The sequence below is a fragment of the Pseudomonas sp. GV085 genome, from assembly GCF_003050925.1.
GTDB lineage: Bacteria > Pseudomonadota > Gammaproteobacteria > Pseudomonadales > Pseudomonadaceae > Aquipseudomonas.
Genome location: NZ_QAOV01000004.1, coordinates 437,682 through 458,332, shown reverse-complemented (window position 1 = coordinate 458,332; position 20,651 = coordinate 437,682). Strand labels below are relative to the sequence as shown.

Genomic DNA, 20,651 nt, shown 5'->3' with positions numbered 1-20,651 from the left:
CACTCTCGACAAGGAGGCCCCATGCCCCGCCAAAGCGACCTGTGTTTCACCTTCGAGCCCTTGAAAGGCGATCCCTTCGAGGTGGTCTCGTTCACCCTCGAAGAAGGCCTGTCCCAGCCGTTCAAACTCGAACTGGAACTGGCCAGCCACAATGCCGCTATCGACTTCAATCGGGTGCTCGATCTGGCGGGGCTGTTCACCCTCTGGCGTGGCGACACCCCTGTGCGCTACGTCCACGGTTTGGTCAGCCTGTTCTGTCAGGGTGACACCGGCTTTCGCCGCACCCGCTACACCGCCGTGGTCGAACCGACCCTGGCGCGTTTCGACCTGCGTTCCAACTGGCGGATTTTCCAGGGCCAGACCGTGCCCGACATCATCACCAGCGTGCTCACCGAGCAACAGCTCACTGACATCCGCACTGAAATCTGCTTCGAGCACCAAGCCCGCGAGTACTGCGTACAGGCCGGCGAAACCGACCTCGACTTCATCGCCCGCCTGGCCGCCGAAGAAGGCCTGCTCTACACCTTCGAACACCGCGCCGACGGCCACACCCTCGTCCTTACCGACCGCGTCGGTGGCCTCGGCACCATTGGCACCCACACCGATTGCCCGGTGATCTACCAGCCCATGGGGGGTGGCGATTCCATGGAACCGGCATTGACCCGCTTCCACTACACCGAACAAGTGCGCACCGCACGCCAGGTACAGCGCGACTACACCTTCACCCATCCGTACTACAACCAGCAGCACACCGCCACCGGCGATCAGGACCTGAACAACCAGCACCAGGACTACGAACGCTTCGACTATCCCGGCCGCTACAAACGCGACATCGCCGGCAAGCCCTTTACCAAGACCCGCCTGGCCGCCCTGCGCAACGACGCCAAACTGGCCCATCTGGCAGGTGATGATGCGCGCCTGCAACCGGGGTTGGCCTTCGACCTGAACGACCATCCCCGCGAAGACTTCAACGACCGCTGGCGCACCATCGCTATCCAGCACGAAGGCAAACAGCACACCAGTTTGCAGGAAGAAGCCTTCGGCAGTGACAGCGGCACGTCTTACGAGATGCAGGCCACAGCCATTCGCTGGACCTCGGACTGGAAAGCTCCGCTGTGCGACAAACCCTGCATCGACGGCCCGCAGATCGCCACGGTGGTCGGCCCGCCAGGGGAAGAGATTTATTGCGACGAATGGGGCCGGGTCAAGGTGCAGTTCCCGTGGGATCGTTCGGACAAGAACAACGATCAAAGTTCGTGCTGGATCCGTGTGGCCCAAGGCTGGGCCGGTGCGACCTGGGGCGCCATGGCCGTGCCGCGGGTCAATCAGGAACTGATCATCAGCTTCCTGGATGGCGACCCTGACCAGCCCATTGCCACGGGCCGCACCTACCGCGAGACCAATCTGCCGCCCTACGAGCTGCCCAAGCACAAGACGCGAATGACCATCAAGAGCCGTACCCATAAGGGAGAGGGCTTCAACGAGCTGCGTTTTGAGGATGAGCTGGGGCAGGAAGAGGTGTACATCCACGCCGAAAAGGACAAGAACGAACACATCAAACACGACAACAGTATCTTCGTCGGCAATGACCGAAAAGAAGAAGTCGGTAACGACGAGCACGTATCGATCGACAACGACCAGTCCCACGAGATCGGGCGGGACCACACGCTCTCCACCGGACGTGACCATGAGACAACTATCGGCCGGGATCGCAGTGTGCGGGTCGGCAATAATCGCTACGACACCACCACGGCCAACCACCAAAGCGAAGTGGGCGGTCACTGCCAGCAAACGATCTCAGGGCAACATCGTCTAACTGCCGGCCAAGGCATGCACCACACCACCACGGTCTACCAACTGCAAGCCAGTGAGCGTGTGGTCTTTCAAAGCCCCGGCGGCAGCCTCACGCTGGACGCGCAAGGCATCCACCTCAATGGCGTAGCGATAACCCTACATGGCCCGGTAACCTCCACGACCCCAGGCGCCGGTCAAGCCCTGACCCTGCAGCTGCAACCCGAGGCAGGGCAGACCTGCGTGGAGAAAAACCGATGACCCCGGCTAGCGTCCAGGCGTTCGTCGCCGAACAGCATGCACCCGATGCTACGCTGTACTTGTTGCTCGACCTCTTGGCCGACTGCGCCGCAGATGACCCATTACACATTGAGGCGCTACGTCAAACGCTTGGCAATGACGCCGTCACGCCTCTGCATCGGCCCGATCTAATTCATACGCCATCGGCCTGCCCAGTGCTGGTGACCCTCGCTACGCCCGGCGTCTCGCCGTCGCAAGAACTACTAACGCTATCTGCCTTACGCGCGCATGAGGATCTGGATCGTCACAAACGTTATGTGTGCGGCTGGCTCAGCAGCAGCGCAGCAGCCCGGCATCTCAGTGCCCACATCGTTTCACTCGGACAATTTCCTCTGGAGCAGGGGCGAGTTTTTTTCCCGATCCATGAGCCCCTTCGCCTAGAGTTGCTCGCGGGCACCTTCCGCCGCAACGATGAGGGTCCTTGGTGGCCGATCCAACACTGGCTGCTGCCCACCAGCAGCGGTGTCGGCAGTGTGTTGGTGGGCGCCCCCGAACGTCGCACCGCTCTGGATATCCGCACGACCGCCGTACAGCGGGACGCCCTCATGGTGTCCGCCTTGCTGAGCAGTTGGCGACGCGCCCTTCGCTTGCCGCTGACGTATGCCCCCGCCCGCTGGAACGGCCCTACTGCACTCCCGCCTCAAGCGGCAGCACAGGCCTATATCCAGATCCAGCAAGCCCGCCAGCTCGGCCTTAGCCACCAGGACGACATCCTGACATTGGCCTTGCTCCGCCTGATGCTGCACCCGCGCCTGCATCAGCACACTGGCGTTCGCGCCCTGATCGAGCAAGCGGCCCAAGGGCAAGCGCCGCTCAGCCACTTGTTGACCCCCTACAACGACAACGCCTGGCAGCGGGCCGTGTCGGATCTGACTTCTGCCGGAGCACTTCAATGACCTTGGGCACACAACTGGGCATCGCCATAGCCGAAACCGCGGTTTCAACAGATCAATGCAAGGCCTGTCAACGTAAAGGGCTGCCCATCCTGCCATTGCGTCACGCGCTGGTGCCACGCTCACCCAATGAACCTGTGCGGCCGGATACCGTGCAGATCCATACACGCCTGGGCTTACGCACGTTGCGCGCGGGTTACCTGTATGTATTGCTGGATCGCAAGATCTGGCAGGCCTATCAGGTCAGCCCGGACGGTTATCTACGTCAATTCAACCCCTACGCACCTGCGCCTGCCAACGAGACTCCGCTGTCCGATGCTTGCGTCTCGGCCAATCACGACTGCCCGGCATCGTTCCTCAACATCGACACCGACAAACACACCCAAGCGTGGCTGGCCTTTGCCAATGACCCGTGGCCGGCCAGCGTGCTGGACGCCTACAAGGCCGGTCATGCTTCAGAGCGTTTCCACAAGCTCGACCTCGCCAGCGCACGCGACAACCCCGCCAGCGTTGGCCTGGCCATGACGGATGAAAACCTGCAGGTGGACAAGCAGGTTTACGAATACCAGCAGCACCAGACGACCCAATTGCCCATCACGACCGAACCCGACTGGCCCTTTTATGAGCATCCGCCGCAGGAGTCAACGCCAGGATTCGACAGCGTGCATGGCTTCCATAGCCGTGCCCATCGCCTGAACGCGCTGAAGGGTTTCCTGCGCAACGCCATCCCACAGCATCAGCTCCAACAAGGCGTCCTGGCGTTTGTACTGGATGACATCATCGGCCTGGTGCAGGAGCTCAACGACACCCGCAACCGCTGGATCCAGCAGCGACAGACCTGGATGAACGACCCGGACCGGGCTTATCAGTACCAGACCTCTCAGCTACTGCTGGCCATTCGCGAAATCCATCGCGAACGGGCAGAAGGCCAAACGCCCCTACCGACGTCTGTCGAGCCCATGACCGGCGATGGCCCGCCGGTATTTTCCAGCCCCGAGCAGCAGCGCGAGCGGATCGTCCAGAAGCGCACCCTTGCTGCCAACCAGAACCTGGAGGAACGCTACGATGAACAGAGCCGTGCCCTGTTTCATCAACTGTATGAGCAAGAATGGGCGAGCTATCAGCGTTACATCGACCAAAGCGCACACGCCTACGCGGCAGCGTGTCGCTCCCGACAGTTTGCCTGTGTCGAGCAAAATGACTACGACGGCGATGATCGCCCGTCAGGACGGGCCTACAGCCAGACCATGGCGCTGTGCCTGGAGGGTGGCATCAGTGAGGCGCCATCGAGACAAGAGGAACACCCGCAGGAAACAAACAACGTTGAAGACACAGGTCCTACTGCCTCCCTATGGAGCGACTGGCTGAACGACCCAAAGAGCCCGGTCTACCGCGCCCTTCTCTTGCGTGACAAACGCTTGCTGACCGACCTGTTGCCCAGTTTCAATGCGACAGGCGATACCGACTGGAACGACAGTGAAAAGCTCTATTCCGCCATTACCAAGCTCATCGACAACGACGACTTCAAGCACCATGTCCGCCCCCGTTTACAGCACGCCATGGCACAACTCCTCGGTGCCCTCAACGCCGCTGCCGTCCGCTTGCAACCGTCGCTCGGCCCTGGCGTGGGGCGAGTGGTTTCGTGTCTCAACAGTGCCAGTCAACTGCTCTACAACGGCATTCATCTGACCGAACTCAAGGTGAAGATGAAGCTGGGTGAATACTACGCCCTGCAATGCGAGCACCTGCGCAACCTGCAACGCAAGACCGCTGATGCCATCGACCGCACCTGGAAAGGCCTTAAGGACGAGCTGGGCAAAATCGACGATGAGGCCCGCAAGGCGCGGAAACAGGTGCGCCCGCTGATTCAGGGCGGCCTGCTCAGCCTGGCGGTGCTGGACCCCAAAATAGCCAACCTCAGCGTGACTATTAGTATCTGGGTCGAAAGCCAGGTCACCGAACTACAGGACGCCCTGATGCGCCAGGCCAACCTCGGCGTGGATCAGCTGGGCAAAGGTGCCCACGCTACGCTGGTCGAAATCGCCGTCGGGGTTGGCACGCTGGACCCGCAAGCGCGCAAGGTGCTGCAAGGCGTCAAGGTGTCCTCGTACCTGGCGGCGAAATGGGTGCGCAGCGGCTTTACCGGGCTGCGTGGCGCGGTCGGCAGTAGCGAGCTGTTGCTGGCGATGGGCGGGATGTACCTGCTAAGCGACTCACTGAACAAAAGTCTCAAGGATGTAGAACAGGCGATGGGAGAGAAGGCTGTTGAGGCGAGGTTGGCGTTGTATGGCAGTAGCTTGGGGGTGTTGGGTGGGGGGGTGGAAATCGTAGGCATCGCACTGGAGAAAGGGGCGGTGCAGGTGCAGAAGGTCAGCAGTTTGTCGACCCAGGCGATGACTGCTGCAACAGCGACTGCTCGCGTAGGCAACGTATTTGTACGGGTCGGGGGGAGTATTGGTGCTGTGGCGGGACTGTACGATGCGACGCGAGCGGGATTCGCTGCTAACCGTACCTCCAAAGCGGGTGATGCTTCTGCTGCAGGTTTATATACGCTTTCTACGGGATTTTCGGGCGCTGGAGCGATCTTTGGCATAGCTGCCGCAGCCTATGGAAGCACAGCTCTGCTTGGCCCACTCGGAATAGCCATATTTCTCGGATTAGCAGGATATGGTTTGTACAAGTGGGCCGAAAGCGAAGAATCGACACCTCTCGACCGCTGGGCTCGCCGTTGTTTTTTTGGTATGCACAACGAAGTCCCCCCCATTCACTGGAACAAACCAGAACACGCCCACATCGCCATTGCCGAGCTGAATGCCGCGACCCTGGGCGTTGAAGCTGGCATCAATTTTCGCTTACGAATCGTCAATAGCGGCTCGCAAGGCTGGGGTGGTCCCATGGGCAGCGTAGGCGCGCCGATCTATGAACAGCACCTCGAATATCACCTGGTTCTGCCGCTCTTCGACGCCAACCGGTCGGCCTATCGCTGGTCACTAACGGTTCATCGTCACGGCGATGGCTCGGCCAACCAGTACACCAGCGGCGAAGTGCTGGCCGAAGGCGAGTTGAATTCCCCCTCCCTGGCAACCGCAGCCAGCGAACGCCGAGCGGCGCTGGCCGTACCCAAACTCCCGAACAAGCCCGATTACCGAGCCGACAGCACCCTACCTAAGCAGGAAGTACGCACCGTCTCGTTGGCCGACGCCCGTACCTTACAAGTCAAGGACATCAAAGGCGCCATCGTGCTGTTGCCCGACACCCGCCGGCACAACATTGAAGCGGCGACCTTGTCGGTAACCTACTGGCCCGATCGCGACATTCACGATGCCTATGCACAGCTCATCTTGATGGACAGTTTGTAAGCCATGGGCGCCCGCGCAAATGGTCTGCTCATTTTTACTCAGGGCCGACCATCGCTGACGCTCATAAACAATGTCCTTGCCCGTTGGTTACCCTGCTCGCTTCGTCACAGGCCTGGGTAGCAAGCGGCTCTCCCAAAGAATCGGAACTGCTAATCATGCTATTTAAAACACCGTTACTCGATAAACCCGCTCCTGGCTGGAAGCGCGACCTGCCGGGGCCTAACGAGTCGCCCTCCACTGAACCGTACCCCCCCGTACTCTCGAATCCCCCCAACCATATTGACGATATATGCCTTGAACTGGCGCGTACCACAGTTAGGACTCGTGGGATTGGAGTCTGGATGGCTCCTTGTATGTTCCTGTTTGCTCTCATTCCTCCCGTCGCTTGGATCGTTATCCTTATAGCGACTGGAGATATACCCTCGTTTGTATTTCATTTCTTCGGTCTCATCGGATTTATCATCCCCCTATGGGGAAGCGTGTTCATCTGGCGGATGGACGTCGAAGCCCCCCGCGACGAACCCATTCGCTTCAACCGCGTCCGACGCAAAGTCTATGTCTATCGTTTCCACCACGACGGGCTCAGACCCTTCAGCCGCACCGCCTGGGGCGTACGGACCGAAGTCTATGACTGGGATGACCTGCGCGCCGAAGCCTGCAGCGTGTACGGCCCCATGGGCAGTGGCGGCCTCATCGAAACCGTCACCCTCGCCGTGGTGAAACCTGGCACCCACCACGTGATCGATCGTTTTCATTTCGCCCACGAAATTCAACAAGGCGAAATGTACTGGGCCATGGCCCAACTGTTCATGCAACAAGGCCCGCAAGCCCTGCCCACCTTCCCCCGCCCACCTCGCGACTGGAACAACGAAGGCGTGAACTTCAATCTCGCACGCCGCCTGGCTCCCAAAGTGCGGTGGCCTGCGGAAATAGACCTGGAGTCACGCACCGCGCCCTGAATAGGCTCTCTCAACGCGAAGCCTCGACACGACGCTTGCCCTTCGTCCAACGCCCCCACTGCGACAGGCTAAATTTTACAAGCGGCGCTCACCTCCGAACTGGAACTGCTCATCATGGTATTTAAAGCTCCTTTACTCGACAAACCTGCTCCTGGCTGGAAGCGCGACTTGCCAGGACCGAACGAGACGCCATCCACTGAACCTCATCCTCCAGTACTCTCGAATTCCCCCAATTATTTTGACGATGTATGCCTTGAACTGGCACGCGCCACGATGAGAATGCGTGGGGTTGGTGTTTGGTTAACTCCTTTTATGTTCTTGCTTTCCCTGATCGCCCCCTTCACTTTGATCGCATACATATTGAAGGAGGACACGCCCCCTCTCATTCCAAGCATTTTTTTACTCTTGGCGTTTATTGTTGCCCTGTGGGCAGGCATCTATTTCTGGCGAATGGACGTCGAAGCCCCCCGCGACGAACCCATTCGCTTCAACCGCGTCCGACGCAAAGTTTATGTCTACCTTTTCCACCACGACGGGCTCAGACCCTTCAGCCGCACCGCCTGGGGCATACGGACCGAAGTCTATGACTGGGATGATCTGCGCGCCGAAGCTTGCAGCGTGTACGGCCCCATGGGGAGCGGCGGCCTCATCGAAACTGTGACCTTGGCCGTTGTAAAAACCGGTACCAACCAGGTCATTGATCGCTTTCATTTCGCCCATGAAATCCAACAAGGCGAAATGTACTGGGTCATGGCCCAACTGTTCATGCAACAAGGCCCGCAAGCCCTGCCCACCTTCCCCCGCCCGCCCCGCGACTGGAACAACGAAGACGCGACCTTCAACCTCGCGCGCCGTTTGGCTCCCAAAGTGCGGTGGCCTGCGGAAATAGACCTGGAGTCACGCACCGCACCCTGAATAGGCCCCCTCAACGCGGAGCCTCGAAACGACGCTTGCCCTTCGTCTAACGCCCCTATGCGACAGGCTAAAGATTACAAGCGGCGTTCACCCCGAACTGGAACTGCTCATCATGGTATTTAAAGCTCCTTTACTCGACAAACCTGCTCCTGGCTGGAAGCGCGATCTGCCGGGGCCAAATGAGTCGCCCTCTATTGAACCGTACCCTCCCGTACTCTCGAATCCGCCCAATCATGTTGGCAACGTGTATCTCGAGTTGGCGCGCGCCACAGTGAGAATGAGTGGCGTAGGCATTTGGTGTGCCGCATTCATGTTTGCAATGGCATTGTCCTTAGCAATTTTCCTGATAATGATCCACGCCAGTTCTCCAACCCCTTCTTCTTTGTTATCCAAAATATTGGAGCTCGTCCCGATAGGTATCGGCATATGGCTGGGGATTTACTTCTGGCGAATGGACGTTGCCCCTCCACGTGACGAACCCATTCGCTTCAACCGCTTTCGACGCAAAGTCTATGTCTATCGCTTTCACCGTGACGGACTCAGGCCCTTCAGCCGCACCGCTTGGGGCGTGCGAGTCGAAGTCTATGACTGGGATGATCTGCGCGCCGAAGCTTGCAGCGTGTACGGCCCCATGGGCAGCGGGGGCCTCATCGAAACCGTCACCCTCGCCGTGGTGAAACCTGGCACCCACCACGTGATCGATCGTTTTCATTTCGCCCACGAGATTCAACAAGGCGAGATGTACTGGGCCATGGCCCAACTGTTCATGCAACAAGGCCCGCAAGCCCTGCCCACCTTCCCCCGCCCGCCCCGCGACTGGAACAACGAAGATGCGACCTTCAACCTCGCGCGCCGTTTGGCGCCCAAGGTGCGGTGGCCGACGGAAATAGACCTGGAGTCACGCTCCGCACCCTAATGTCGCCGTAGCTGGGCGGACAAGGCGGACTTGTGATCAGTTCCGAGTCTTCCCGAAAGGGAATAGCTGCCATGATGCGCCGCTCGTGGGAAAAAACGCCCCGTCCACCGACAGCCCCGGACAAGCATGAACGTCCATTGAATGGCGCACATCGTTTGATGGTCGATTTGATAGTCGCGTGACTTTTCAGCAGGCAAAAAAAATCCCGCAGAGCGTCTAACTCGCGGGATTTCTTTGGTATTTATGGCGGAGAGATAGGGATTCGAACCCTAGGTACCGGTGAAGGTACAACGGATTTCGAATCCGTCCCATTCGGCCACTCTGGCATCTCTCCAACGGCGCGCATCATAACAACACTTTCGCAGGAAGCGAACCCCCTAAGCGAAATATTTCTGTGCTATCAGATGCTTGCGTCGGTTAAAGCGGTACGCCAAGACGATTGGCGACTTCTTCGTAGGCTTCGATGACGTCACCGAGGCCCTGACGGAAGCGGTCCTTGTCCATTTTCTTGCCAGTCGCCTTGTCCCACAGGCGGCAGCCGTCCGGGCTGAATTCGTCGCCCAGCACGATGGAGCCATCGTGGTACACGCCGAATTCTAGCTTGAAGTCGACCAGCAGCAGGCCGGCGTCGTCGAACAGTTTGCTCAGGACTTCGTTGACCTTGAGCGACAGTTCTTTCATGCGAACCAGTTGCTCGGCGGTGCCCCAACCAAAGGCCACAACGTGGGATTCGTTGATGAACGGGTCGCCCTTGGCGTCGTCCTTCAGGAACAGCTCGAAGGTGTAAGGGTTGAGCTTCATGCCCTCTTCGACACCCAGACGCTTGACCAGGCTGCCGGCGGCGTAGTTACGCACGACGCACTCGACCGGGATCATGTCGAGTTTTTTCACCAGGCATTCGTTGTCGCCCAGCAGCTTATCGAATTGGGTCGGCACGCCAGCAGCTTCGAGCTTCTGCATGATGAAGGCGTTGAACTTGTTGTTCACCATGCCTTTGCGGTCGAGCTGTTCGATACGCTTGCCATCGAAAGCCGAGGTGTCGTTGCGAAACAGCAGGATCAAACGGTTAGCGTCGTCGGTCTTGTAAACCGACTTTGCTTTGCCGCGGTAGAGTTCTTCACGTTTTTCCATGATGGGCTCCGCTTGCTAAGTAGATGGGCTAGGCGATGTGGCGCCAGTCGAGCCCTGAATCTTGATCGGCCAGTTGCAGCCAGTCCGGGTCGCACCCGAGGGTGTCGACAAAACATTGCCGGGCCAGCCGCGGCAGGTTGTTCTTGCTGCTCAGATGGGCCAGGACCAGGTGTTGCAGGTCTTTCCAGCCCAACTCGGCCACCAGGAATGCCGCCTGATGGTTATTCAAATGTCCCAGTTCACCGCCCACCCGTTGCTTGAGAAAGTACGGGTAATGACCGCGAGCCAGCATGTCACGGCAGTGATTGGACTCGATCATCAACGCATCGAGGTCCCGATAGCCGTCCAGCACCTTGTCGCAATACGAGCCCAGGTCGGTCAACAGGCCGAAGCGCCGCTCACCGTCACTGAAGACATACTGCGTCGGCTCTTGTGCATCGTGGGCCACGGCAATGACACCGATGCTCAAGTTGCCGATTTGCAGTTGCTCGCCGCCAGCCAGAAAGCCTGCGGGTTCAATCGGTTTGCGCATCCCGCGCAAGGTCCCGCGACTGAGGTAGACAGGCAGATTGTAGCGCCGAGACAGCAAACCCACGCCATGCACGTGGTCGGCATGTTCGTGGGTCACGAGTATCGCGCTCAGCTGCGCAGGGTTCACACCCAGGCGCAGCAGGCGTTTTTCGGTTTCCCGCAGGGAAAAACCACAATCCACCAACACGTACGTATCAGCGCTGGCTATCAGCGTGCCATTCCCTTGACTGCCGCTGCCGAGAACGGCAAAACGCATAAGATCAGCCCAGGTTGTCCTGAATCTTGCTCAACACTTTACGCGCTACCTCTGGCGGCGCCACGGTGTTGATGTTTTTCTCGACGGTGACCTGGACGTTCTCGCCAACCTTGCTCAGGCGAACCTGATAACGCTCGGCGCGGGCATCCAGCTCTTCCTTGCTCGGCGCACTGCCGAACAGGCTGCTGAGGAAGCCAGGCTTGTCGTCTTTCTTCTCGGCTTTTTCGGCCAGGTTGATGTAGTACAGGCCCAGGCTGCGGTTGATGTCTTCAACACGCCATTCACCTTGTTCCAGCGCACGACCGACGCTCGACCAGGCACGATCCAGGTCGGTACCGACGTTGAGCACAGGGTTGCCGCTGCCGTCTTCGCTCAGGCTGACACGGCTAGGCGCGTCGAAATCACGTGAAGCCAACATGGAAACCGAACCGCCCTTCTCCGAGATACGGCTCATGCTCGCAAGCATGTCGTCGACCAGTGCCGCGTCCAGGCCAGTGTTGACCGAACGGTTGGTGAAAGCCACGTCAGCGGTGCTGCCGGCAGGACGCTCGGCGCTGACCACATAGACTTCACTGGTGTTGCGCTGCACACCCGGCTCGATGCGCACCCGCACGCGGGTTTCGCTGTCCGTGCTGACGCCGGCCGCGCTCAGGCGTTTGCCCATGGCGGCGGACAGTTCATCGGAGTGCTGCCAGGTCGTGGTGAACTCACCGGTTTGCGGACGCTGTTCATGCAGACGGAAACCGTTGTCCTGAAAGAACTGAACGGCCACTGGCCAGATTTCAGCCGGCGGATTCTGCGCCAGGATGGAGCTGGAGCCGCCGCTCTTCTGCAGGGAATAGGGGCTGGCGTCCGCAGCCGCCGTCAGTGGTTGCGGACGAGGCACGATGTACTCGCCCTTCTCAGTGTCATCAGCCACGTTGCGCGGGATCGGCAACAGCGGATCCAGACGCTTGGCGTCATGGATATCCTGCGGTATTTGCATCGGCGCAGTCTGTTGCGCTTGCAGGTAATCGCTACCACGGTCACGGAAATAACCTTCCGGGCCCCAGACCCATCCACAGCCACTGGTGCTGGAGATAATCAAGGCAAGTGCGGAAAGTCCGGCCATTCGCTTCATGCGTTGTACTTCCTCAATTAAACCAGGACGCCGCATTGGCGCAGGGCCGTGCGCAGCGTTTCGTGACAAGGTGTGCTCAGCCAGGTCAACGGCAGGCGAATGCCTTCGTGCATCAGGCCCATTTCAACCAAAGCCCACTTCACCGGAATCGGGTTGGCTTCGATGAACAGGTCCTTGTGCAGCGGCATCAGTTTTTCGTTGATTGCCCGTGCGGTCTCGGCATCCCCCTTGAGGGCGGCCTCGCACAGATCGGCCATTTCACGTGGCGCGACGTTGGCAGTGACGGAGATATTGCCCTTGCCGCCCATCAGGATCAGCTCGACCGCGGTCGGATCATCGCCGGAAAGGACGATGAAGTCCTTGCTAACGCCGTCAAGGATGGCCTTGGCGCGCTTGAGGTCGCCGGTCGCTTCCTTGATGCCGATGATGTTCGGCACGGTGGACAGGCGGATCACGGTCTCGGCCTGCATGTCGCAGGAGGTGCGGCCGGGAACGTTGTAGAGAATCTGCGGGATGTCGACCGCTTCGGCGATGTGCTTGAAGTGCAGGTACAGGCCTTCCTGGGTCGGCTTGTTATAGTACGGCACGACCAGCAGGCAGGCATCGGCGCCGGCTTCCTTGGCATTGCGGGTCAATTCGACGGCTTCGCGGGTCGAATTGGCGCCGGTACCGGCGATCACCGGAATGCGACCGTTGACCTGCTTGACCACGGCGCGGATGACTGCGATGTGCTCGTTGACGTCGAGGGTTGCCGATTCGCCGGTGGTACCGACGGCGACAATGGCATGGGTGCCGTTTTCAAGGTGGAAGTCCACGAGTTTGCTGAGGCTGTCCCAGTCAAGACGCCCCTGTGCATCCATGGGTGTGACCAGTGCCACCATACTGCCCGCAATCATGAAACCGCTCCTGCCGGAAAAAGAGAGCCGTAATGGTACTGGCGCCAAGATGCTTGCACAAGCGAAGTACTGTGCTGCCGCCATTCCCCTTGGCGCCGGTTTTCGCTACCCTTCAGACTTTGATCGGTACAGACAAGCTCGTCCGTCGGGTTTCAGCCTCCATTTTCGGCATCACAAGCCCTGATCCAGCGTTGCCACGCCTCGCTCCCGCCCTGCCGGAGCACGTCGCAACCTGTCACTCGGGGCTTTCTGAGTTCGCATCCGCAGGCTCGCTCCCGGTAAATCGGCCCTTTGACGTATCGACCGCTCATCGCTTTAGGAATGCTGCATGTCCACCCCCACAGTTCGCGAACAATTCCTTGTCATCAGTGCCCTCGGCGCCAACCCCATGGAGCTGACCAACGTCCTGTGCCGCGCCAGCCATGAAAACCGCTGCGCCGTGGTCACTTCTCGCCTGACCCGTCATGGCGAATGCAGTGCGCTGGTGCTGGAAATCTCCGGCAGCTGGGATGCTCTGGCACGCCTGGAAGGCAGCCTGCCAGTACTGGCCAAGCGGCATGCGTTCACGGTCAACGTGGTGCGCAGCGCCGCCCTGGAAAACCGCCCCCAGGCCCTGCCGTACGTCGCTTATGTCAGCTCGGCCTACCGCTCGGACATCATCAACGAGCTGTGCCAGTTTTTCATGGATCACAATGTCGAGCTGGAAAACCTGACCTGCGACACTTATCAGGCTCCGCAGACCGGCGGCACCATGCTCAACGCCACGTTTACCGTGACATTGCCGGCCGGCGTGCAAATCAGCTGGCTGCGCGATCAGTTCCTGGATTTTGCCGACGCGCTGAACCTCGATGCCCTGATCGAACCCTGGCGCCCACAGAACCCAATGTAAGGAAGCTTTCATGGCCGTTGCCATCGACCAACCGGTTGCCGATTTCCAAGCCCCCGCCACCAGCGGGCACACCGTCAGCCTCGCTGATCTGAAAGGCAAGCAGGTGGTGATCTACTTCTACCCCAAGGACAGCACGCCGGGTTGCACCACCGAGGGGCAAGGCTTTCGTGATCAGTATGCAGCGTTCAAGGCTGCCAATACCGAAGTGTTCGGCGTATCTCGCGACAGCCTGAAATCCCACGAGAACTTCAAGTGCAAGCAGGAATTCCCCTTTGAGCTGATCAGCGACAAGGACGAAGCCATCTGCCAGCTGTTCGACGTGATCAAGCTGAAAAAGCTCTACGGCAAGGAATACATGGGCGTGGATCGCAGCACCTTCCTGATCGACGCCAAAGGCGTGTTGCGCCAGGAATGGCGCGGCGTGAAGGTGCCGGGGCATGTCGATGCGGTATTGACGGCGGCTCAGGCCCTGAACAAGGCCTGATACAAAAAAGATCGCAGCCTTCGGCAGCTCCTACGCCGATCGAGGTGCTCCTGTAGGAGCTGCCACAGGCTGCGATCTTTTTGCATCTCCACCGATTTAAAGCAGAGGCGCCACCACCGGCTCCTTGCGCGGCCACGCATCCAGCACCGCCTTGAACAGCGTCGCCAGGGGAATCGCAAAGAACACCCCCCAGAAGCCCCACAACCCGCCAAACAGCAGCACAGCGCAGATGATCGCCACCGGGTGCAGGTTGACCGCCTCCGAAAACAGCAATGGCACCAGCACGTTGCCATCCAGCGTCTGGATGATCCCGTAGACCGCCATCAAGTAAATGAACTGATCGCTCCAGCCCCACTGGAACAGCGCAATCAGAAACACGGGAACAGTCACCACCACGGCACCGACATAAGGCACCACCACCGAGATCCCCACCAGCAGTGCCAGCAGCGCCGCGTAATTGAGCTCAAGAACAACAAAGGCGATGTAGGTCACGCCACCGCAAATGAAGATTTCGATGACCTTGCCGCGAATGTAGTTGGCAATCTGCCGGTTCATGTCATGGGCGACCCGGGTGATCAACGCCCGCTCACGGGGCAGGTAACCACGGACCCACTGGCCGATCATGGCCCGATCCTTGAGAAAGAAGAACACCAGAATCGGCACCAGCACCAGGTAGATCATGATGTTCACAAGCAGTGGCAGGCTCGACAGCGAGAACGTCAGTGCCCACTGACCAAATTTGCCGATCTCGCCCCGCGCCACTTCGATGGCCCGCAACACTTGTTCATCGGATACCAGGTGCGGATAACGCTCTGGCAGCAGCAGCAACAGCGACTGCCACTTGGCAAGCATGCCGGGCAACTCGTTGAACAACGTGATCAGTTGGTGCCACAACAACGGCACGACAACCACGATGAATACCAGCAACAGCCCCATGAACAACGCAAAGACCAGCCCCACCGCGGCCCAACCCGGCACGCGCAGGCGCTCGAGGGCCACCACCAGCCCCTGCATCAGGTACGCCAGCACCATCCCGGCGAGTACCGGCGCCAGCATACCGCCCAAGGTCAGTACGACGGTGAATGCCAGAAACAGCAGGACAGCCAGCACCACCGCTTCTTCATCGGAGAAATAGCGCTGAATCCAGTCGCGTAACACTTTGAACATCAATAATCCTTAGGAGCAAACGCAGCCGAATTCAGGCTTTTTTCAACCAGTAGCGGTAAACACCCGCCTCTTCTTCTTCACGAAGCAGGGTATGACCGGCCAATCGGGCAAAGGTGCGAAAGTCACGTTGCGAACCTGCATCGGTGGCGATGACCTTGAGCACCGCACCACTGGCCAGCCGGTTGAGTTCCATCTTGGCCTTGAGCAACGGCAACGGGCAATTCAGGCCGCTGGCGTCCAGTTCAACGTCATGCTCTACAGCGTCGGTCATTGCATCACTCCGGGTCAGGCAGTTGGGCTGCCTAGAATATCTGGTCGCAACGCCGGTGTCCGGCTACAGTAAGGTCTTTGTCGACTAAGGCTTTGTGCATGACATTTTTGCGCCCTACCCTGCTGACGCTCGCTTGCCTGCTCGCCTCACCGGGCTTCGCCGACGACCTGCCGTCACTCGGCGACGCCAGTTCTGCCATTGTCTCACCGCAACAGGAATACCAGCTCGGCCGCGCCTGGCTGGCCATGTTGCGCAGTCAGGTTTCACAGCTCAACGATCCGCAACTCAAGAATTACGTGGAATCCAGCGTCTACCGACTGGTGGAGACCAGCCAGGTCACTGACCGGCGCCTGGAGTTCATCCTGATCAACAGCCCGCAGCTCAACGCCTTTGCGGCACCCGGCGGGATCGTCGGGGTCAACGGTGGCCTGTTCCTCTACGCCCAGACCGAAGGCGAATACGCTTCGGTACTGGCGCACGAACTGGCTCACTTGTCGCAACGCCACTTTGCCCGGGGCGTCGAAGCGCAACAACGCATGCAAGTACCGATGATGGCTGCATTGCTGGCCGGCATCGTGGTTGCAGCCGCAGGTGGCGGTAACGCCGGGATTGCAGCCATTGCCGGCACACAGGCCGCAGCCATCCAGGAACAGCGGCGATTCTCCCGTCAGAACGAGCAGGAAGCCGACCGTATCGGCATCCTCAATCTGGAAAAGGCCGGTTACGATCCCCGCTCGATGCCCAGCATGTTCGAGCGCCTGGGGCGTCAGTACCGCTACGATGCCAAGCCACCGGAATTTCTGCTGACTCACCCGGTCACCGAATCGCGTATCGCCGACACCCGCAACCGCGCCGAACAGTTTCCAAAGGGAGGTATCGAAGACAGCATGCGCTACCAACTGATCCGCGCACGCGTTCAACTGATCTATGAAGAAACCCCGGGACTTGGCGCCAAGCGCTTCCGCGCCCAGCTCGACGAGAACCCGAAAAACGACGTAGCACGCTACGGCCTGGCGATCGCCCAGATCAAGGGCGGCCAACTGAACGAAGCACGGGAAAACCTCAAGCAGTTGCTGGCCAAGGCACCCAACGAAATCATCTACAACCTAGCTCAGGTGGATCTGGACATCACCAACAATCGCCTGCCCGATGCCCAGTCCCGGGTTGACCGGTTGATGGGCCAATACGCTGGCAACTACCCGCTGAACCAGATTCGAGTCGACCTGCTGCTCAAGCAGAACCGTACTGCGGATGCGGAGAAAGCCCTCGAAGGCCTGCTCAAGTCCCGCCCGGATGATCCGGACGTGTGGTATCAGGTTGCCGAGACACGCGGCCTGTCGGGCAATATCATCGGCTTGCATCAGGCTCGCGCCGAATACTTTGCACTGGTCGGGGACTATAAACAGGCCATTCAGCAACTGGACTTCGCCAAACGCAAGGCCGGCACGAACTTCCCGCTGTCTTCGCGGATCGACGCACGGCAACGTGAGCTGATGGAACAAGAGCGCATGATCAAGGACATGATGGGCTGACACCCCCCGGAGACAAAAAGTCCGGACATAAAAAAACCGCCCCTTATGAGGCGGTTTTTTATTCAGCGGGCTACCGGATTACTCAGCCAGCTTGAAGGTGATGAAGCTCGCTCGCCCCTGACGCAGTACCCGCATCGACACCGAACGGTTCTTTGGCAGCGCCTTGGCGATGTCTGCGAACTCCTTGGTGGAACCGATGGCCTGGTTGTTCAGGTGGGTGATCACATCACCCGGCTGCAAGCCGATCATGGCGGCAGGACCGTCCTGCACTTCCTTGATCATCACACCGCCTTTGAGGTCATAGGTTTTCTTCTGGTCGTCAGTCAACTCGACCACAGAAACACCGAGGCGATTGCTACTGCGCTCGATGCTGGATTTTGGCTCGGCATCCAGCTCTTTAGCTTCTTCCGGAATTGCACCGACGGTCAGCTCGACTTTCTTGCGCTTGCCGTCACGAATCACTTCCAGATTGGCTTTTGCGCCAGCCTTCAACGCACCAACGAGATGCGGCAGGTCGGCCGACATGACGATTGGCTGACCGTTCATGCTCAGGATCACGTCGCCGACTTGCAGGCCACCTTTGGCAGCCGGGCCATCATCCTGAATCTGAGCAACCAGCGCACCCGCCGGCTTCTCCAGACCGAACGACTCGGCCAGGTCCTTGCTGACTTCCTGAATCACGACACCCAGCCAGCCTCGGCTGACTTTTCCACCGGATTTCAGCTGATTGGAAACATCCATGGCCACGTCGATCGGGATCGCAAACGACACACCCATGAAGCCACCGGAGCGGGTGTAGATCTGCGAGTTGATCCCGACCACCTCACCGTTCAGGTTGAACAGCGGGCCGCCCGAGTTACCCGGGTTGATCGGTACGTCGGTCTGGATGAACGGTACATAGTTTTCGTTCGGCAGGCTGCGACCGACGGCACTGACGATGCCCTGGGTCACCGTGTGGTCAAAGCCGAATGGCGAACCAATCGCGACAACCCATTGGCCAGCCTTCAGGTCCTGGGATTTACCGAGCTTCAGCACCGGCAGGTCCTTGCCTTCGATTTTCAGCAGCGCCACGTCGGAACGTGGATCGGTACCGATCAGCTTGGCTTTCATTTCGCTGCGATCAGCCAGGCGGACGAGGATTTCGTCAGCATCGGCGATCACGTGGTTGTTGGTCAGGATATAGCCATCAGTAGAGATGATGAAACCCGACCCCAGGGAAGTTGCCTCGCGCTGACGGTCGCGAGGTGAACGCGATTGCGGCGGCATGCCTCGCTCGAAGAATTCGCGCAGCATAGGCGGCAAGCCTTCGAGGTCGGGCATTTGCTGGCTGACTTGGCGATCCGGCAGCTTTTGCGTGGTACTGATGTTCACGACCGCAGGCGAGGCCTGTTCGACCAGTTGCGTAAAGTCAGGCAATTCGACCGCTTGGGCGGTGACCGCCTGACCAAGCACCAGTACGGTGGCAATAATGGAAAGGTAGGACTTCAAGCGTGGTATCGACATACGGCTCCCGTTACGACGAGCATGGTTAAGCGATATGGAGCAAGAAACACCGGGAACAATACGCCGGTATTTTTGTTCCGGGAACAACAAACAAGGCCAGAGCCGAGGGACTCTGACCTATATGAAATTTACGGGATTTTAGCAAATTGAAATGCTCACGAAACATTTCGAATTCAGCTCACTGCTTGGTCGCAGCGGCGTCGGTACGCATCGAAAGCGCTATCCGCTCAGCGGTACCGACTGGTATTTCACCGACGACGGTTACCATCATCTCACCCTGTGCCGTGGTCAAGCGCCGGGAAACCGCAACGGTCGGCCCCAACTGAGTGCGGGTATCGGTGACTGTTGCGCCATTCAGCGGCTCGAGGAATACCGAAAAGCGCGTCAGACCATCGTCATACATCAGGCTATTGACCTGGGTTTTGGTCTCCGGATCCTTGCGAGCGGTGCTGCTGGTCAGCTCGAAGCCGGGCGGCAACCAGTCGGAGCGCCAGACCTGAGCAGACTTGACGGCAGAAGCCTTGTCACTTTCGAGATTGACGGGCTTGCAATCATTGCTGGCCTGCAGGTCTTTTTCGGAAGGAGCGTCAGCGGTATCCAGTCGCGTAAACTGGAAGCGCTCCAACAACCGTCCCTTGTCGTCCAATAACAAAGACTTCAGAGGCAGGCCGGTTTCTTTATCCAGATGCAGTTCAAAACCGTAGCGGTGTTGATCGCGGGGTGTCAGCGATACGATCACCGCGGAACGCCCGGCGACACGCGACTTGCCGACAACAGCGAGGTCATACCAATTCTTGAGCTTTTGAGGATCGAGTGCACGGGCGGCGGAGTTCGGGGAGTCCCCAAGCCCTGCTATCAGTGTGCCGCTTACGCATTGAGTTTGCCCATCAATGCGAACGACTTCTTGAGCGGAGCCGTCGAGCTGGATCAATCGCTCACGGACTTTTCCATCCTGGACACGGTGCCAGATGTTATGGGTAGAAAAACTACCGTTACGCTCGTAGACGAAAGTACCCTGAAAGCTTTGCTGTTGCTCTGCCTGGCCCAGGCGGGTCAACCAGTCCTGGGCATCATCGGCTTGGGCTGGAACGATGAACCAGCCGCTGAGCAGAAGCGAAAGTAGAGGTATGGCGCGCATGGTCCTCCTTAACGGTTTTCCAGACTTGCGGCACGAGCGTACGGCAGAGCGCTCTCAGTGCCTTTCAGTGCAGCCTGTTGAGCATGCTGGCGCAAATAGCCTGGCAGACGCTGATCGTGCCAGCCTGGCTGACCTTGCAATACACCGCTGGCCATGGGGCCAGTAGCTTCCGAACTCTCATTGTAGCCTGCCAGAACAGCAGGGCCTTTTACTTGAGGAGCGGCCAGTGCGGGTTGGCTGGATTGCTGGGCCAGTTCGACACCGGCGATCTCATCCTGGTTGTACAGACGCACACCGGCCAGCACCGCCAGGGTCACGGAAGCTGCGACCGCCAGACGACCCAGGCTACGCCATGGACCACGGGAAGGCTTTGCCGGTACGGCTTCGTCGGCCAGGGCAGCAGAAACAGCCGCCGCGATGTCCAGACGTGGAAGCAGCAGATCCTTGTGCATCACTGCCCGAGCGATCTGATAACGAGCCCAGGTTTCACGGGTTTCAACATCGTCGCAGGCGTTCAATACCCGACGCAATTCCAATTCGTCCGCTTCGTTATCCATCACTGCGGACAGCGATTCCTGCAGGGCTTCACGACTCATGGCG

The 20,651-nt window shown here is 59.2% G+C and carries 18 protein-coding genes and 1 tRNA gene; 9 read left to right on the top strand and 10 right to left on the bottom strand.

All coding sequences use genetic code 11. From position 1 onward, the window contains the following. The first annotated feature begins 21 nt into the window (after positions 1-21). The 6 genes from C8K63_RS11700 (at position 22) to C8K63_RS31235 (ending at position 9,133) form a co-directional block, all read left to right on the top strand. Entirely contained in the window at positions 22-2,052 is a 2,031-nt protein-coding gene (locus C8K63_RS11700) for a type VI secretion system Vgr family protein (RefSeq protein WP_108216843.1), read from the top strand. Continuing rightward, positions 2,049-2,987 (top strand): hypothetical protein, encoded by a 939-nt coding sequence (locus C8K63_RS11695; RefSeq protein ID WP_108216842.1) that lies wholly within the window; start codon positions 2,049-2,051, stop codon positions 2,985-2,987. Before C8K63_RS11700 ends, C8K63_RS11695 begins: the two co-directional genes overlap by 4 nt. Continuing rightward, positions 2,984-6,343: a T6SS effector BTH_I2691 family protein gene (locus C8K63_RS11690; RefSeq protein ID WP_108216841.1), complete on the top strand. Its 3,360-nt coding sequence runs from the start codon at positions 2,984-2,986 to the stop codon at positions 6,341-6,343. The genes C8K63_RS11695 and C8K63_RS11690 overlap by 4 nt, the downstream gene beginning before the upstream one ends. Positions 6,344-6,822: 479 nt before the next feature. Then, positions 6,823-7,302 carry a DUF6708 domain-containing protein gene (locus tag C8K63_RS11685; RefSeq protein ID WP_371920756.1) on the top strand — a complete coding sequence of 160 codons (480 nt, stop codon included), beginning with the start codon at positions 6,823-6,825 and terminating at the stop codon, positions 7,300-7,302. A gap of 114 nt (positions 7,303-7,416) precedes the next feature. Beyond that, entirely contained in the window at positions 7,417-8,217 is an 801-nt protein-coding gene (locus tag C8K63_RS30775) for a DUF6708 domain-containing protein (RefSeq protein ID WP_256594933.1), read from the top strand. Positions 8,218-8,329: 112 nt separating this feature from the next. Beyond that, complete coding sequence (locus C8K63_RS31235) at positions 8,330-9,133, top strand: DUF6708 domain-containing protein (protein ID WP_371920755.1); 804 nt, start codon at positions 8,330-8,332, stop codon at positions 9,131-9,133. A 244-nt stretch (positions 9,134-9,377) separates the two neighbouring features. On the opposite strand, the gene C8K63_RS11670 is transcribed toward C8K63_RS31235, so the two are convergent. From C8K63_RS11670 to dapA, 5 genes are all read right to left on the bottom strand, one after another. After that, positions 9,378-9,467, bottom strand: a tRNA-Ser gene (locus C8K63_RS11670). 83 nt (positions 9,468-9,550) lie between these two features. Then, positions 9,551-10,264, bottom strand: coding sequence for a phosphoribosylaminoimidazolesuccinocarboxamide synthase (purC, locus tag C8K63_RS11665; RefSeq protein ID WP_108216838.1), 714 nt, complete (start codon positions 10,262-10,264; stop codon positions 9,551-9,553). Between the two features lie 28 nt (positions 10,265-10,292). After that, positions 10,293-11,051: an MBL fold metallo-hydrolase gene (locus C8K63_RS11660; protein WP_108216837.1), complete on the bottom strand. Its 759-nt coding sequence runs from the start codon at positions 11,049-11,051 to the stop codon at positions 10,293-10,295. A 4-nt stretch (positions 11,052-11,055) separates the two neighbouring features. Continuing rightward, the gene (gene bamC / locus C8K63_RS11655) at positions 11,056-12,171 is read right to left on the bottom strand and encodes an outer membrane protein assembly factor BamC (protein ID WP_108216836.1); all 1,116 of its coding nucleotides are present in this window, start codon (positions 12,169-12,171) and stop codon (positions 11,056-11,058) included. 17 nt (positions 12,172-12,188) lie between these two features. After that, a complete protein-coding gene (dapA, locus tag C8K63_RS11650) occupies positions 12,189-13,067 on the bottom strand; it encodes a 4-hydroxy-tetrahydrodipicolinate synthase (RefSeq protein ID WP_108216835.1) in 879 nt (292 codons plus the stop codon). 328 nt (positions 13,068-13,395) lie between these two features. Between dapA and C8K63_RS11640 the strand changes: the two genes are divergently transcribed. Continuing rightward, positions 13,396-13,956 (top strand): glycine cleavage system protein R, encoded by a 561-nt coding sequence (locus tag C8K63_RS11640; protein ID WP_007979776.1) that lies wholly within the window; start codon positions 13,396-13,398, stop codon positions 13,954-13,956. Between the two features lie 10 nt (positions 13,957-13,966). Further along, the gene (locus C8K63_RS11635) at positions 13,967-14,440 is read left to right on the top strand and encodes a peroxiredoxin (protein WP_108216834.1); all 474 of its coding nucleotides are present in this window, start codon (positions 13,967-13,969) and stop codon (positions 14,438-14,440) included. A gap of 96 nt (positions 14,441-14,536) precedes the next feature. Here the strand turns inward: C8K63_RS11635 and C8K63_RS11630 are convergent, their stop codons facing one another. Next, positions 14,537-15,607: an AI-2E family transporter gene (locus C8K63_RS11630; protein ID WP_108216833.1), complete on the bottom strand. Its 1,071-nt coding sequence runs from the start codon at positions 15,605-15,607 to the stop codon at positions 14,537-14,539. Positions 15,608-15,638: 31 nt separating this feature from the next. Next, positions 15,639-15,878 (bottom strand): sulfurtransferase TusA family protein, encoded by a 240-nt coding sequence (locus tag C8K63_RS11625; RefSeq protein WP_108216832.1) that lies wholly within the window; start codon positions 15,876-15,878, stop codon positions 15,639-15,641. A gap of 98 nt (positions 15,879-15,976) precedes the next feature. On the opposite strand from C8K63_RS11625, the gene C8K63_RS11620 reads away from it, so the two are divergent. Then, positions 15,977-17,410: a M48 family metalloprotease gene (locus C8K63_RS11620; RefSeq protein WP_108216831.1), complete on the top strand. Its 1,434-nt coding sequence runs from the start codon at positions 15,977-15,979 to the stop codon at positions 17,408-17,410. A 78-nt stretch (positions 17,411-17,488) separates the two neighbouring features. On the opposite strand, the gene C8K63_RS11615 is transcribed toward C8K63_RS11620, so the two are convergent. The 3 genes from C8K63_RS11615 to C8K63_RS11605 all read right to left on the bottom strand — a co-directional run bounded on the left by C8K63_RS11615 (position 17,489) and on the right by C8K63_RS11605 (position 20,647). Continuing rightward, entirely contained in the window at positions 17,489-18,913 is a 1,425-nt protein-coding gene (locus tag C8K63_RS11615) for a DegQ family serine endoprotease (protein WP_108216830.1), read from the bottom strand. Between the two features lie 178 nt (positions 18,914-19,091). Continuing rightward, positions 19,092-20,051, bottom strand: a complete 960-nt coding sequence (locus C8K63_RS11610) for a MucB/RseB C-terminal domain-containing protein (protein WP_108216829.1) — start codon at positions 20,049-20,051, stop codon at positions 19,092-19,094. Positions 20,052-20,059: 8 nt separating this feature from the next. After that, complete coding sequence (locus C8K63_RS11605) at positions 20,060-20,647, bottom strand: sigma-E factor negative regulatory protein (RefSeq protein ID WP_108216828.1); 588 nt, start codon at positions 20,645-20,647, stop codon at positions 20,060-20,062. Between the last annotated feature and the right edge of the window lie 4 nt (positions 20,648-20,651).

Bases quoted from the DNA above. Each gene is read 5' to 3' on its own strand.
- C8K63_RS11700 (WP_108216843.1), top strand. From the start codon at position 22: ATGCCCCGCCAAAGCGACCTGTGTTTCACCTTCGAGCCCTTGAAAGGC.
- C8K63_RS11695 (WP_108216842.1), top strand. From the start codon at position 2,049: ATGACCCCGGCTAGCGTCCAGGCGTTCGTCGCCGAACAGCATGCACCC.
- C8K63_RS11690 (WP_108216841.1), top strand. From the start codon at position 2,984: ATGACCTTGGGCACACAACTGGGCATCGCCATAGCCGAAACCGCGGTT.
- C8K63_RS30775 (WP_256594933.1), top strand. From the start codon at position 7,417: ATGGTATTTAAAGCTCCTTTACTCGACAAACCTGCTCCTGGCTGGAAG.
- C8K63_RS31235 (WP_371920755.1), top strand. From the start codon at position 8,330: ATGGTATTTAAAGCTCCTTTACTCGACAAACCTGCTCCTGGCTGGAAG.
- purC (WP_108216838.1), bottom strand. From the start codon at position 10,264: ATGGAAAAACGTGAAGAACTCTACCGCGGCAAAGCAAAGTCGGTTTAC.
- C8K63_RS11660 (WP_108216837.1), bottom strand. From the start codon at position 11,051: ATGCGTTTTGCCGTTCTCGGCAGCGGCAGTCAAGGGAATGGCACGCTG.
- bamC (WP_108216836.1), bottom strand. From the start codon at position 12,171: ATGAAGCGAATGGCCGGACTTTCCGCACTTGCCTTGATTATCTCCAGC.
- dapA (WP_108216835.1), bottom strand. From the start codon at position 13,067: ATGATTGCGGGCAGTATGGTGGCACTGGTCACACCCATGGATGCACAG.
- C8K63_RS11640 (WP_007979776.1), top strand. From the start codon at position 13,396: ATGTCCACCCCCACAGTTCGCGAACAATTCCTTGTCATCAGTGCCCTC.
- C8K63_RS11635 (WP_108216834.1), top strand. From the start codon at position 13,967: ATGGCCGTTGCCATCGACCAACCGGTTGCCGATTTCCAAGCCCCCGCC.
- C8K63_RS11630 (WP_108216833.1), bottom strand. From the start codon at position 15,607: ATGTTCAAAGTGTTACGCGACTGGATTCAGCGCTATTTCTCCGATGAA.
- C8K63_RS11625 (WP_108216832.1), bottom strand. From the start codon at position 15,878: ATGACCGACGCTGTAGAGCATGACGTTGAACTGGACGCCAGCGGCCTG.
- C8K63_RS11620 (WP_108216831.1), top strand. From the start codon at position 15,977: ATGACATTTTTGCGCCCTACCCTGCTGACGCTCGCTTGCCTGCTCGCC.
- C8K63_RS11615 (WP_108216830.1), bottom strand. From the start codon at position 18,913: ATGTCGATACCACGCTTGAAGTCCTACCTTTCCATTATTGCCACCGTA.
- C8K63_RS11610 (WP_108216829.1), bottom strand. From the start codon at position 20,051: ATGCGCGCCATACCTCTACTTTCGCTTCTGCTCAGCGGCTGGTTCATC.
- C8K63_RS11605 (WP_108216828.1), bottom strand. From the start codon at position 20,647: ATGAGTCGTGAAGCCCTGCAGGAATCGCTGTCCGCAGTGATGGATAAC.